Below are 13,006 nucleotides of genomic sequence, written 5' to 3'. Positions count from 1 at the left end.
GGGGCGGGGCCTCCGTGGCGAGTGTTCAGCTTTTCCGACTTTTTTCGGCCGCCTTCGTTCAGCTTGGGTGCGTGCGCTCGGTCGCTGTGAATCCTTGTGGCCGTGGCGCCGTTGTGCCTGATATTAGTTATAGTATTACGTTTCAATCACGTACTACTCGAAGCCTTACATGCCCTCCAATCGTCTGCTTTCGATCGATGCCCTGCGCGGCTTGGTCATCCTCTTCATGCTGCTCGATCACGTTCGCGAAACCTTCTACCTGCATCAGCAGGTCGGCGACCCGATGGATGTGACCGTCACCGAGCCTGCGCTGTTCTTCAGCCGTACCTTGGCGCATCTGTGCGCGCCGGTATTCATTCTGCTCACCGGGCTTTCGGCGTTTCTCTATGGCGAGAAGCAGATGAGCCGTGCGGCGACCAGCGCCTTTCTGTTCAAGCGCGGGCTGTTCCTGGTGGTGCTGGAGTTCACCCTGGTCAACTTCGCCTGGACCTTCCAGTTCCCGCCCACGGTGATCTACCTGCAGGTGATCTGGGCTATCGGCCTGAGCATGCTGGCGCTCGCTGCGCTTCTATGGCTGCCGCGCACGCTGTTGGCCGTGCTGGGTCTGGCGTTGGTGGCGGGGCACAATCTGCTCGATGGGCTGCACTTCGGCCCAGAGTCGGCGCTGCACATTCCCTGGGCGATCCTGCATGACCGCGGCTGGCTTGAGTTTTCCGACACGTTGCGGCTGCGCACGTCGTACCCGGTGCTGCCGTGGATCGGGGTGATCGCCCTGGGTTATGTGATCGGCCCGTGGTTTCGCGGCGCGAGCGCGCCCGAGCAACGCCTGCAATGGCTGCGTCGAGTTGGTTTCGCTGCGCTGGCGCTGTTCGTTCTGCTGCGCCTGCTCAACGGCTATGGCGAGAAGCCCTGGGTCGTTGAAGAAACCGCGCTGCAAACGCTGATGGGCTTGTTCAATATCTCCAAGTATCCGCCTTCGCTGCTGTTCCTGGCGTTGACGCTGGGTATCGGCCTGCTGCTGCTGGCAGCCTTCGAGCGCCGCAACGACGGGCGCCTGGTGCCTACCCTGGCGGTATTCGGTAGTGCGCCGATGTTCTTCTACCTGCTGCACCTGTACGTGCTGAAGCTGCTCTACATCGCCGCCCTGGCTATCTGGGGCGCGAACCAGGGGCACTACTTCGGCTTCGATTCGATGGGGTGGGTCTGGGCTGCGACCGTGCTGCTGACGCTCGTGCTGTTTGCGCCCACGCAGTGGTTCGCCCGGCTGAAGGCGCGGCGCCGCGACATTCGCTGGTTGAAGTACCTCTAGGAACCTCTGTCGTAGGGTGCGCCGCGCGCACCGGGGCAAGCCGTCACCACGCCGGTGCTGACCGTCAGCCCCTTGAACGCAAAAAGGCCAGGGTTCGTCCCTGGCCTTTTCATTGATGATTTGCGCCGTGTGCAACCGATGCTGTCGAGGTGCCCTGGCGGTGCGCACGGCGCACCCTACGTTCGCTGGTCACACCATGTTGTGCGTGCAGGAGTCCGTTTTCGAGCTCCTGCAGGCCAGGTTGCAGCCGGGCGGCTTAGAGTTTCATGTTCACCGACAGATAGGCCGAGCGGCCTGGAGCAGGGGAGAACATCGGCTGGTCATCGCCGCCCCAGAAGAAGTTGTCGAACCATACGTACTCGTAGTCGCGGTCGGTCAGGTTCTTCATCTGCAGGTCGAGGCTGGTGGTGGCCGATACCTGATAGCGCACGTTGGCATCGAGCACCGCGAAGCCGCCGTACTTGCCTTGCTGGTTCAGCTCGTCGATGTAGTAGTCGCCCTGGGCGCGGGCCGACAGGCCGAAGCGCCAGGCGTCGTTGAACTGGTAGTCGACCCCGGCATTGCTGATGTAGCGCGGCGTGGAGAACACCTCCTTGCCCGCCAGCGACTGCCCGCCAGCGGTGAAGGCGCTGACCACCTTGGCTTCCTGGATGGCGTGCGAACCCCACACCGTCCACTGATCGTTCAGCTGTGCGGTGAGCTGCATGTCGATGCCACGACGCTTGGTTTCACCCAGGCCGACGGTGGTGCCGGTGCTGGGCATGTTGGCCACTTCGTCGGTGGCCTCCTGTTGCCACACGGCGATGCGCGCTTCCGAGCCGGCGAACGGCTTGAACTTCACCCCCACTTCCTTGCCGGTGTTGATCGACGGTTTGTACGAGGCCTGGCCGGCGGTCATGTAGGCCGGTGCGGTGGAGCCGGTAAGGATCTGGAAGGTACGCCCCCAGTTGGCGTAGACGTTGATGTCCGGGGTGATGCTGTACACCACGCTGAGCTTGGGCTGTTCGATCCAGCCGTAGTCCTGCAGCTCGGCCTTCTCGCCGTTCATCAGCTCGGTATTACCGGAGAACTTGTCGACGCGGTACGCCGGGATGATCTTCAGCTGCTCGATGGGCTGGATGATCGCCTGGGCATAGGCGCCGGTGTTGTACAGCGTGTAGCTGTCGTCGTTCTGCGTACGCGCCGGCGGCGCGTCGAAATCGGTGGGGATGCCGAAGTTGTAGCGGTAGCGGCTGTATTCGTTGTTCTGCTGCTCATAGTTGATGCCGCCGTCGAGGGTCAGCATCTCGTGGGCGCGCCAGGTCAGGTTGCTCAGCACGCCGGTCTGGCGCTCTTCCCACTGGCGGCGCTGACGCGGGGCATTGCCGACCGGGTAGCTGGTGAAGGTGACGGTGCGGTCATCGTCGTAGCTGTTGTAGTACAGCTTGTTGCTCAGGCTCAGGTCATCGCTGAGCTGGAAATCGGCATGCGCGCTGAGATGCTTCATGTCGCGGTCGTCGCCGTCGTTGGCGTTCTTTTCCGGTGACTGGGTGCGGCTCGCGGCCAGCTCCTGTGCGGTGAGAAAACCCGGCTCCTCGGCCTGGTGGTGATAGAGGCGGGCGACTATGCCGAGCTTCATGGTCTGCTCGTCATCAGTGACGAACCATTTGCCGCCCAGGGAATATTTGTTGGAGTTGCTGTTGTCGCGGAAACCGTCGGAATCCTGCTTGGCCAGAAAGTAGTTCTGCGCGAAGTTGCCTTCTTCGTGGCCTACGGCCAACTGGAATTCGCGGGTATTGAAGCTGCCGTAGGTCAGGCGGCCGTCGGTGTAGTTGCCGCCCTGGCGGGTGACGAAATTGATGTTGCCGCCGATGTTATGCAGGCCGTAGCGCGGATCATTGGTGCCGCGCACCACCTCGATGTATTCCAGATCCAGCGGGAAGACCATGTCGATGAAGCGCTGGTTGCCGCTGTTGACGTTGCTCGGCACGCCATCGATCAGGGTCTTGATGCCATTGATGTAGCCCTCGCCGTTGAACGCACGGAAGGTCACCTTGCCGGACTCGGCGCCCATGCGCGTCTCGGTCAGCTGGATGCCGGGCATCTGGCCCACCAGCTCCCAGCTGTTCATCACGTTCTTATCCTCGATCTTGTCGCTGCTCATGATGTCGACCGAGGACAGAATGCTGTCGGTGCGTAGCGTGCCGCTGGCCTCCGGGGTGACGTAGACCGACCCGAGCGAAACGGTGGAGTTGCCGGACGAGGCAGCGTGAATCTGAGGCGTGACCAGGGCGGTCATGACGGCGAGGGAGGCCGAAGTGGCTTTCATGGGTATTCCTAGCGTTGCGTTTTCTAAGTGAGGGAGGGGTGTGCGTTGGCCTACTGGGGCGGCTGGCGACGTCCAGACAGCAGCGCGGGATGTATCGGTAAATGATTTATCTTAAAGATGTTATATCATAACAATTTTAAGGCGCACGGCTACTCTGAAAAACCGCAACCAGAGCCAGTGCAGGCCCTGGCCAGACTGATCGGGGGTTGAGTATCCGGCGCAAAGGCTGATAAATAGTGGCTTTAGGTGCACGAACGATTAGACGCCGGCTCAGTAATGGCGTATCAATATCAGGCGCCTTCCGCGTTTCTATCCAAGCAGAACCACTATGCAGCCCCTGTGTTCGGTCAACGCGCCCACCAGCGCCAATGATGAGCGGCTCGATGGCTTCGTGCGTCTGCTTAGCCGCTATTTCGACTCGGCCGCCGCGCTGGTCTCCGGCGTTGGGGCTGCACGGCATATATGGGCCAGCCCTGGTCTGAGCGACGCTCGTCTGGCGAAGCTCATCGACACTCGCGAAACCTCACCCACCTCCCTGGTCTGGCCCTTGCTGATGCAAGAGGGCGTCAGGCTCGGCACGCTCTACCTGCATTTCGACCCGCCCCGCACGCTCGACGCCAAGCAGCACGAAGCCCTGCAGGACTTCGCCGCACTGGCCCTCGACCTGCTGGCGCGCGAAGCGCAAGAGGCCCGCCAGCGCCATGAAGTCGCCGCCCTGCATGCCAGCGAGCGGCGCATGGCACTGGCCATCGCCGGGAGCGGTACAGGCATTTGGGACCGCAACATCACCACTGGCGACATCCATTACTCCAGCAGTTGGAAGGCGCTGCTCGGCTATGCCGACCACGAAATCGGCAATCGCATCGAAGAGAGCTATACCCGCGTGCACCCGGCTGACCTCAACTACGTGCGCGCTACCATCCAGGCGCATCTGGATCAGCGCACTGACGCCTATGAAGTCGAGCACCGCCTGCGTTGCCGCGACGGCCAGTACAAATGGGTATGCAGCCGCGGTAAGGTGGTCGAGCGCGACATGCACGGCAAACCGCTGCGCATGATTGGCACCACCACCGACATCACCGCCATGCGCCGCCTGTCCGATCAGGTGCAGCAGACTGCGGCCCTGATGACCGACCTGACCAATGAAATCCCCGGCATGGTCTTCCAGTTCCGCCGGCAGGCCGACGGCACCTCTGCCTTCACCTACGTCAGCGCCGGCGCGCAAGCCATCTGCGGGCTCAGTGCGATACAACTGATGCAGGACGCTCAGGCGCTGACGGCCATCGTCCATCCGGACGACCGCATGGCCTTCATCGACTCCCTGCAACTATCGGCCGAAGAACTGACGGACTGGTATCTGGAGTTTCGCGTGCAGGTACCGGGGCGTGAAATCGCCTGGTGCCAGGGCGAAGCCTGCCCGCGCCGCGAAGAAGACGGCAGCGTGATCTGGCATGGCTTCATGACTGACGTCACCGAACGCAAGCAGATCGAAGCCGAGCTGCAGGCCTTCGCCACCACCGACTTCCTTACCCAGCTCGCCAATCGTCGGCACTTCATGCGCCAGCTCGAAGCCGAACTGGCGCGCCTGCAGCGCAGCCCCGAGCAGAGCGCGGCGATCCTGATGTTCGACCTGGACTACTTCAAGACCATCAACGACCGCTGGGGCCACAACGTCGGCGACCAGGCCCTGCGTCACTTCGCGGCGATTCTCTGCACCCAGTTGCGCAAGACCGACACCGCCGGGCGCCTGGGTGGCGAAGAGTTCGCCGTGGTGCTCAGCGAGGCGGATCTGGACCAGGCCATGCACTTCGCTACGCGCATCCAGAACGAACTGGCCAAGGCGCCGATCATGCACGCCGGGGAGCCGATCTTCCTCGCCGTCAGCGTTGGCATTTCCTCGCTCAACGCCAGCGATGCCAGCGTCGAGGCCGCGCTGTCACGTAGCGATATCGCCCTGTATTGCGCCAAGCGCGGCGGGCGCAATCGCATCGAGCATCACTGACGCGGGCTGGCTCAGGCTGTCGCTGAACATGCGTTCGAGGATCATGGATGTGCAGATGATGGCAGTCGTGATGCCAACACCCCCGCACGCCTCACTACAGCGCAGGTAGGTAATTTGGGGCGCCGGCCCATTTAACATCAACGCAAATTCATAAAGCTCGCAACATCAGTTGCCATCATAGAGATAGAACTGGTTCTTACCCTTGCGCTTGGCCTGATACATCGCATGATCGGCTTGGCTTAGCAGCGTCACCGCCGAGCAATCCTGGCCGCTGTAGATTACGCCACCGATACTGGTGGTGCAGGTGTGCGAGGTGCCCTGGATCGAGTAGGGGGACGCGATGCTCTTTCTGAGTTTTTCCACCACTGTGCGCAGTCATTGCGTGCTGGCTTGCGGCAATTGGTGCAGGTTGATCAGCAGGACGAACTCATCGCCTCCCAGGCGCGCCGCTATATCGGTTTTGCGCACGGCTTCCAGCAAGCGTCTGGCGACTTCTTCGAGCAGCGTGTCGCCCGCTTCATGGCCGAGCGTGTCGTAAAACGCCAGACGATGAATTTCGGCTTCCGCCGCTTTGGCACGTGAGATGTCGCGGGCGATCTTCGATGCGCCGATCACATGGCCATGTTCGTTATAGATCGGAGAAATGCTCACGGACAGGTCGATCAAATGACCGTCGCGATGCAGGCGTTGGGTATGAAAGTGCTCAACCTTCTGGCCACGAGTGATTTTCTCGAGAATCTCGTCTTCCTCCAGCTCTCGCTCCTGCGGGATCAGGCGACGAATGGAGGTGCCGATCATATCTTCGGCGTTGTAACCGAACATGCGTTCCGCCCCTGTATTCCAACTGGCGATGATGCTTTCTGTGTTCTTACTGATGATGGCGTCATCGGAAGACTCGATGATGGCCTTGAAATGCTTGAGGTTGAGCGAGGCCAGTTGACGCTGGGTGTGCGCGATCCAGCCAAGTACGCTGTTCTGGTCCTGTGCTTTGATGGGCGTCAGAAAATCACCCTGACCGAGGCGGGTCAGGGTGCTTTGCAGGTCCTGCACCGAGCAGCCGATCAGGCGTCGAATCTCCCTGCCCAGCAGCAGAATGAGCAGCACCAGTGTACCGCTCATGACGAACAGGAAAGAGGTCGCGATAGACAGGCGCTGCTTGGCTATGTCTACCGCATTTTGTGTGCGTGAGATGACCATTTGCTGAGCGTCGATGATCGGCTGCATAACCTTCGCTTTGAGCTCGATGAAGTTATAGTCGGCCAGCATCCACAGGGCTTTATCCCGGTTGCTCGGTTGGCGTGGTTCGCGATCAGCCAGCTGCATGGCCTGCCTCTCGATCGCGACTAGCTCATCTGAATGCCGCTTGGCTTCCACCAGTTTGCTCAGCTCTACTTCGGTAAAACCGGTTCGGCGCATCAGCTCGAGCAGGGCGATGGTTTCTCCCGTTTCCTTGCGGGCTGGCATAAAGCCATTGTTTTCCAGGACTTTCAGTTCCCAATAGGCTAGGTGGTAGTCGGCAGGACGTGGTTGTAGGCCATCACGAATGGCCACGACACTGTCGAAGTATTCGCGATAGTGAATATCGCCCGTGATCACATAACTACGCACCAGACGTGCCAGGTCTGTCGACGATTGGCGCAGTTCCTCGGCCAGATGCAGGGACAGCTCGCGTTGCTGGATAGGTTCCTGATACCGGAGTTGTTCGCGTAAAAGCACTACGAAAGCCAGGCCGAGCAGCAGCACGACGCCGAGCATGGTGTAGAGATAAGTAGTGAAGCGCTTGTGAGGTACAGTGCTGATCGGCATGGCTTACCAGTCGTTCGACAATCCGGGTCTATGTGCCTCATCCCGCGCGCAGGCGATCAATGGCGCGATGCTGCTCAGGTCGCTGCAACCAGTATAGGCAGACGCGTAGCCTTTGATTCCGGGGTCAAACCTGCGCAGCTGGTAAAGAGTACCTCTACTCATAGCAGGGCGTTAATCCGAGCGTGCAGGCTAGCGGCTGTTTGTCGCAGATACGTTCGGCGTACAGCTCTACTTCGTCTTTGGCAAACTACCGCAGGTTGACGTACGCCAGTGCTCTGCGCAGGGCAACGATGTATTCGTTAGTGCATAAGGCAAAGATGATCTTACGCTAGCTGAAGTGGCCGAAGCGCTCCGCCGTGCTGGTATATGCATGGAAAGTCGTCGAATAAGTGTCGAGCCAGGCAAAAAAAGGCGCAGAACGGAGAGGGCTCGCGCTCGAGTTTACGTACTGTAAATGGGCATTCGACCGGGTTGGCGCTCTGTCTGTTTCTAACGCAGCATCACCTTTTCGAACAGAGGCTAGCGCTTGGATTGCCACCCCCTGTCACGGGATTAATCCTGGGCGCTGCGGCATACAGGCAGGAATAATGAGAAAGCCCCTCCATCCGCTCGACACGCGCGTTGCTTGAGAAGCGCTCAGCCAGATACGCCGACATAGCAAAGTGGCGTCTCGGTCTTTTATCACCACCTTGCTTAATACGCGCCAGGGCGAACTGCCGCATTGCCTTCTGGGTTCGAGCCCCGGAATGAACCGGGCTCGATTCACGCCGGCAACCTGACCTTCTTCTTCGCCCCGAACAGGTTCCAGCTGGCCACGAACAGCGCCGCCACCAGCGGGCCGATCACGAAGCCGTTGAGGCCCAGCAGCGAGAGACCGCCGAGGGTGGAGATGAGGATCAGGTAGTCGGGCATGCGGGTGTCCTTGCCGACCAGAATGGGGCGCAGGATGTTGTCCACCAGACCGATCACTAGCACGCCGAAGGCGGTGAGGATGATGCCTTGCACCATGCTGCCACTAAGCATCAGGTAGATGGCCACCGGTGCCCAGATGATGCCAGCACCGGCTGCCGGCAGCAGTGATAGAAACGCCATCAGCACGCCCCACAGCAGTGGGCTATAGAGGCCCAGCGCCCAGAAGATGAAGCCACCGAGCGCGCCCTGTACGGCAGCGACCACCACGTTGCCTTTCACCGTGGCGCGCACCACGCGGGTGAATTTGATCTGCAGGCGGCGTTTGGTGGTGTCGGCCAGCGGGATGGCGCCTCGGATTCTATGCACCAGATCCTTGCCGTCACGCAGCAGGAAGAACAGCAGGTAGAGCATCACGAAGAAGCCGATGAAGAACTCGAAGGTGCCCTGGCCGATGGCGAACACCTTGGTCGCCAGGTATTGGCTGCCGGCCATGGCGCCCTTGGAGATCTGTTCGCGCAGGCCTTCGAGGTTGCTTATGCCGACGCGGTCGAGCTGTTCCTGGATCGACGGCGGCAGCATCTGGATGAAGCTGGTGACGTAGGCGCCGGTATCCAGCTCGCCCGATTCGAGCTTCTGGTACAGGGCGGTGCCTTCGGCCACCACGGCGGAGGTGATGAAGATCACCGGCAGAATCGCCACCAGCAAGCAGATGATCAGCGTCAGCAGGGCGGCCAGGTTGCCTCTGCCGCCAGTGCGCCGCAGCAGGCGCTCCTGCAACGGTGCGAACACCACGGCCAGGACCATGGCCCAGAACACCGCGCCGTAGAACGGCAGCAGTATCCAGAAGAAGGCGATGGTCACCAGTACGAGCAGGAGGATGAAGGCTTTCTGTTCGAAGGTCGGGCTCTGCATATTGGGTTTGCTTGGAAGGGACATGCCACTTAGTCCCCTGATGTTCTGGCAAAGTGCCCACAAAGTTGGATTGGGCTTGTAGTCGCGCGCTGGGGGGATTGACAGCTCTGGGATACTGGAAGGCGTGAGGGGATCATTCGAGACGGAGGCATGGTCATGCGTGACGAGGAAATCAAGGCGCTGTTCGATCAGCAGGCAGCGGGCTACGACAAGCAATGGGCGGGGATGGCGCCGATTCGTGAGACGCTGTATTTGCTGCTCGATGCGCTGTTCATCGACCTGCCGGCCGACGCGCGGATACTGTGCGTGGGCACCGGCACGGGGGCGGAAATCGCGCACCTGGCCGAGCGCTTTCCGGGCTGGCGATTCACCGCGCTCGACCCGTCCGGGGCGATGCTCGAGGTATGCCGTCAGCGCGCGGAGCACGGCGGCTTTGCCCAGCGCTGCGACTTTCACGAGGGCTATCTGGATACGCTGGCGCCTGGGGCGGTCTATGACGGCGCTACCTGTTTTCTGGTGTCGCAGTTCCTACTCGAACCCGCGGTGCGTACCGGGTTCTTCGGCCAGATCGCACAGCGCCTGAAACCCGTCGGGCTACTGGCCAGTGTCGACCTGGCAGCGGATATCCAGTCGCCGGCCTATGAGGTATTGCTGCCAGGCTGGATGACGTTGATGTCAGCGGCCGGGGTCGATGCGCAGATGCTGGAGCGTGTGCGTGCAGCCTACGCTCGCGATGTGGCGGTGCTACCGGCGCAGCAGGTGGCGGGCATCATCCAGGCCGCTGGTTTCGAGGCGCCGGTGCAGTTCTTCCAGGCCGGGCTGATGCACGGCTGGGTAAGCCGGCGAGAAGCCGATGCTTGAGTGGCTCTACTCGTGGCGTGTGCTGCTGTCGCGGTCGCGTGGGTAGTGGCGGTCAAAGGGTAAGGGTGGTAGCCAGGCTTCGCGGCGGATGGTCCAGAGCTCGTAGGTGGGGGTGAACTGGTTCGGTTCATCCAGCGAGCCGACGTTCACTTCGACTTCATCCCCCGAGCGCGCGAACACCGGCGAGCCGCAGCGCGGGCAGAAGTGGCGGCCGGCGTACTGGCCGGTTTCGCCCTCTACCGTCACCGCGTCCTGCGGGAATATCGCCGAGGTGTGGAAGAGGGCGCCGTGGTGTTTGCGGCAATCCATGCAGTGGCACACGCCGACCCGATAAGGCTGGCCGCTGGTTTCGAAACGCACCTGGCCGCAGAGGCAGCCGCCGGTGAGGTTGGGCATGGCGATGTTCTCCTGTTTCGTGTGCAGGGACTGAGAACATAGCAGGTGGCTTATTCTGTAGGAGTCCGCTGGCGGGCGATCCTGAGAAGAGCATCGCCCGCCAGCGAGCTCCTACGGTTTTGTAAGGCTGCGATCCAGCTCCTGCTCGATCTTCGCCCATTCCGTTTTCAGGGCGCGGCGCAGGTAGGCGATGAAGAGTCGGTCGCGCAGGCGGCGCAGGGTGGAGCTCTGTCGCGCCGCCTGGGTTTGCTCGATGGTTGCGCTGAGCGAGGCGCTGTCGAAGCCTGTCCAGATCGGTGGGGTGGGCGCGAGCATGTTGGAGTAGCACGCAGGCGCGACGTCCTGGTAGAAGGCGGCTTGTACTGTGGCGCGGTCGAAACCTGCCACCTGGCGGGCGATGTATCCGTAGTCGACTTCGGTGTCGACGAATACGTCCGACAGCGCCGACCACAGATGAATGCGTTCTTCGCGGGTCATAAGCCTGTTCTGCCCAATGCAGCGTAATCGGTGGCGAGACTGTAATGGCTGGCTCGCGTCCTGGCCATTGGCGCGGGCTGCTGCGAAGGCCTGGTGGGATGTATCATCGGGCACATGGTTGCATGACTGAATCTGCCCATGAGCGTCGGCCGTGCACACGCTGTTTTCGTATCCGTGGCCGTAGACGCGGCCCGCTATCTGCGAGTGATGACACCATGATCGAGGTAACCGAAGTTTCCATTGCCGAGCTGCGCGCCGCGCTGGAGTCCGGCCGCACCACGGCGGTCGAACTGGTCAAGGCCTACCTGGCACGTATCGACGCCTATGACGGCGTGGACACGCCGACCCGGCTCAACGCGGTGGTGGTGCGCAACCCCGATGCACTGAAAGAGGCCGAGGCCTCCGATGCACGCCGCGCTCGCGGCGAGACGCTGAGCCCGCTCGATGGCATTCCCTACACCGCCAAGGACAGCTACCTGGTCAAGGGCCTGACGGCGGCCTCTGGCAGCCCGGCGTTCAAGGATCTGGTGGCGCAGCGTGATGCCTTCACCGTCGAGCGCCTGCGCGCGGCCGGCGCCATCTGCCTGGGCAAGACCAACATGCCGCCGATGGCCAATGGCGGCATACAGCGCGGCGTCTATGGCCGTGCCGAAAGCCCGTACAACGCCGATTACCTGACGGCGCCGTTCGCCTCGGGCTCGTCCAACGGCGCCGGCACGGCGACCGCTGCCAGCTTCTCCGCCTTCGGCCTGGCCGAGGAAACCTGGTCTAGCGGGCGTGGTCCGGCGTCGAACAACGGCCTGTGCGCCTACACGCCGTCGCGCGGGGTGATCTCGGTACGCGGCAACTGGCCGCTGACACCGACCATGGACGTGGTCGTGCCTTACGCCCGGACCATGGCCGATCTGCTGGAAGTGCTCGATGTGGTGGTGGCCGACGATGCCGACAGCCGTGGCGACCTGTGGCGTTTGCAGCCCTGGGTGCCGATCCCGAAAGCCTCCGAGGTGCGTCCCGCGTCCTACCTGGCGCTGGCGGCCAAGGCCGATACGCTCAAGGGCAAGCGCCTGGGTGTGCCGAAGATGTTCATCAACAAGGACGAAGCCGCCGGCACCAGCGAGAACCCGGGCATCGGTGGCCCGACCGGCCAGCGCATTCACACCCGGCCGACGGTGATCGCCCTGTGGGAAGCAGCGCGCCAGGCGCTGGAAGTGGCCGGCGCCGAGGTGGTGGAAGTCGACTTCCCGCTGGTGTCCAACTGCGAGGGGGATCGCCCCGGTGCGCCGACCGTGTTCAATCGCGGCATTGTCACGCCAGAGTTCCTGCACGATGAGCTGTGGGAACTGAGTGGCTGGGCCTTCGACGATTTCCTGCAGGCCAATGGCGATCCCAAGCTCAATCGTTTAGCCGATGTCGATGGCCCGCAGATCTTCCCGCACGACCCCGGCACGCTGCCGAATCGCGAGGGCGATCTGGCGGCGGGCATGGACGAATACGTCAACATGGCCAAGCGCGGCATCAAACCTTGGGACCAGATCGCCACGCTGCCCGACGGCCTGCGCGGCCTGGAGCACACTCGCAAGATCGATCTGGAAGATTGGATGGATCAACTGGGGCTGGACGCTGTGCTGTTCCCCACCGTGGCCGACGTTGGCCCGGCGGATGCCGATGTGAACCCGGCCTCCGCCGATATTGCCTGGAGCAACGGTGTGTGGGTGGCCAACGGCAACCTGGCGATCCGTCACCTGGGCGTGCCGACCGTCACCGTGCCGATGGGCGTGATGGCCGATATCGGCATGCCAGTGGGCCTGACTTTCGCCGGCCGTGCCTATGACGACTCGGTGTTGCTGCAACTGGCGGCAGCCTATGAGGCGACCGGCAGCAAACGCCTGGTGCCACCGCGTACGCCAGCGTTGTGAGGTGACCCAGCGGCCCCCGTGGGAGGGGCTTTAGCCGCGACTAGTGCAGAGATCGTCGCCGCTAAGGCGCCTCCCACAGTTTGTGGCGCTCCACGATTCAGCGTGTT

The 13,006-nt window shown here is 62.1% G+C and carries 8 protein-coding genes and 1 pseudogene; 4 read left to right on the top strand and 5 right to left on the bottom strand.

The window, feature by feature from the left end:
* The first annotated feature begins 169 nt into the window (after positions 1 to 169).
* Positions 170 to 1,309, top strand: coding sequence for a DUF1624 domain-containing protein (locus tag AAEQ75_RS21845; RefSeq protein WP_343350476.1), 1,140 nt, complete (start codon positions 170 to 172; stop codon positions 1,307 to 1,309).
* A 256-nt stretch (positions 1,310 to 1,565) separates the two neighbouring features.
* On the opposite strand, the gene AAEQ75_RS21840 is transcribed toward AAEQ75_RS21845, so the two are convergent.
* On the bottom strand, positions 1,566 to 3,617 hold the full coding sequence (locus AAEQ75_RS21840; protein WP_343350475.1) for a TonB-dependent receptor: 2,052 nt from the start codon (positions 3,615 to 3,617) through the stop codon (positions 1,566 to 1,568).
* A gap of 328 nt (positions 3,618 to 3,945) precedes the next feature.
* On the opposite strand from AAEQ75_RS21840, the gene AAEQ75_RS21835 reads away from it, so the two are divergent.
* On the top strand, positions 3,946 to 5,619 hold the full coding sequence (locus tag AAEQ75_RS21835) for a sensor domain-containing diguanylate cyclase (protein ID WP_343350474.1): 1,674 nt from the start codon (positions 3,946 to 3,948) through the stop codon (positions 5,617 to 5,619).
* A gap of 165 nt (positions 5,620 to 5,784) precedes the next feature.
* On the opposite strand, the pseudogene AAEQ75_RS21830 reads toward AAEQ75_RS21835, so the two are convergent.
* Together AAEQ75_RS21830 and AAEQ75_RS21825 are read right to left on the bottom strand one after the other, a co-directional pair.
* Positions 5,785 to 6,885: pseudogene (locus AAEQ75_RS21830) on the bottom strand (diguanylate cyclase domain-containing protein).
* Positions 6,886 to 8,187: 1,302 nt separating this feature from the next.
* Positions 8,188 to 9,249, bottom strand: a complete 1,062-nt coding sequence (locus AAEQ75_RS21825) for an AI-2E family transporter (RefSeq protein ID WP_343352468.1) — start codon at positions 9,247 to 9,249, stop codon at positions 8,188 to 8,190.
* 156 nt (positions 9,250 to 9,405) lie between these two features.
* On the opposite strand from AAEQ75_RS21825, the gene AAEQ75_RS21820 reads away from it, so the two are divergent.
* Positions 9,406 to 10,110, top strand: coding sequence for a class I SAM-dependent methyltransferase (locus AAEQ75_RS21820; RefSeq protein WP_343350473.1), 705 nt, complete (start codon positions 9,406 to 9,408; stop codon positions 10,108 to 10,110).
* Positions 10,111 to 10,116: 6 nt separating this feature from the next.
* Here the strand turns inward: AAEQ75_RS21820 and AAEQ75_RS21815 are convergent, their stop codons facing one another.
* Both AAEQ75_RS21815 and AAEQ75_RS21810 read right to left on the bottom strand, forming a co-directional pair.
* A complete protein-coding gene (locus AAEQ75_RS21815) occupies positions 10,117 to 10,506 on the bottom strand; it encodes a GFA family protein (protein WP_343350472.1) in 390 nt (129 codons plus the stop codon).
* Between the two features lie 111 nt (positions 10,507 to 10,617).
* Positions 10,618 to 10,983 (bottom strand): DUF7079 family protein, encoded by a 366-nt coding sequence (locus tag AAEQ75_RS21810; RefSeq protein WP_343350471.1) that lies wholly within the window; start codon positions 10,981 to 10,983, stop codon positions 10,618 to 10,620.
* Between the two features lie 215 nt (positions 10,984 to 11,198).
* Here AAEQ75_RS21810 and AAEQ75_RS21805 point away from each other — a divergent pair, with 215 nt between their 5' ends.
* The gene (locus tag AAEQ75_RS21805; protein WP_343350470.1) at positions 11,199 to 12,899 is read left to right on the top strand and encodes an amidase; all 1,701 of its coding nucleotides are present in this window, start codon (positions 11,199 to 11,201) and stop codon (positions 12,897 to 12,899) included.
* Positions 12,900 to 13,006 lie beyond the last annotated feature (107 nt).

Source organism: Pseudomonas sediminis, from assembly GCF_039555755.1.
GTDB lineage: Bacteria > Pseudomonadota > Gammaproteobacteria > Pseudomonadales > Pseudomonadaceae > Aquipseudomonas > Aquipseudomonas mendocina_D.
The sequence above is the reverse complement of the archived record's forward strand: the minus strand, read 5'-3'. Positions and strand labels throughout refer to the sequence as shown.

Coding starts and splice junctions, on each gene's coding strand:
- AAEQ75_RS21845 (WP_343350476.1), top strand. CDS start 170: ATGCCCTCCAATCGTCTGCTTTCGATCGATGCCCTGCGCGGCTTGGTC.
- AAEQ75_RS21840 (WP_343350475.1), bottom strand. CDS start 3,617: ATGAAAGCCACTTCGGCCTCCCTCGCCGTCATGACCGCCCTGGTCACG.
- AAEQ75_RS21835 (WP_343350474.1), top strand. CDS start 3,946: ATGCAGCCCCTGTGTTCGGTCAACGCGCCCACCAGCGCCAATGATGAG.
- AAEQ75_RS21825 (WP_343352468.1), bottom strand. CDS start 9,249: ATGCAGAGCCCGACCTTCGAACAGAAAGCCTTCATCCTCCTGCTCGTA.
- AAEQ75_RS21820 (WP_343350473.1), top strand. CDS start 9,406: ATGCGTGACGAGGAAATCAAGGCGCTGTTCGATCAGCAGGCAGCGGGC.
- AAEQ75_RS21815 (WP_343350472.1), bottom strand. CDS start 10,506: ATGCCCAACCTCACCGGCGGCTGCCTCTGCGGCCAGGTGCGTTTCGAA.
- AAEQ75_RS21810 (WP_343350471.1), bottom strand. CDS start 10,983: ATGACCCGCGAAGAACGCATTCATCTGTGGTCGGCGCTGTCGGACGTA.
- AAEQ75_RS21805 (WP_343350470.1), top strand. CDS start 11,199: ATGATCGAGGTAACCGAAGTTTCCATTGCCGAGCTGCGCGCCGCGCTG.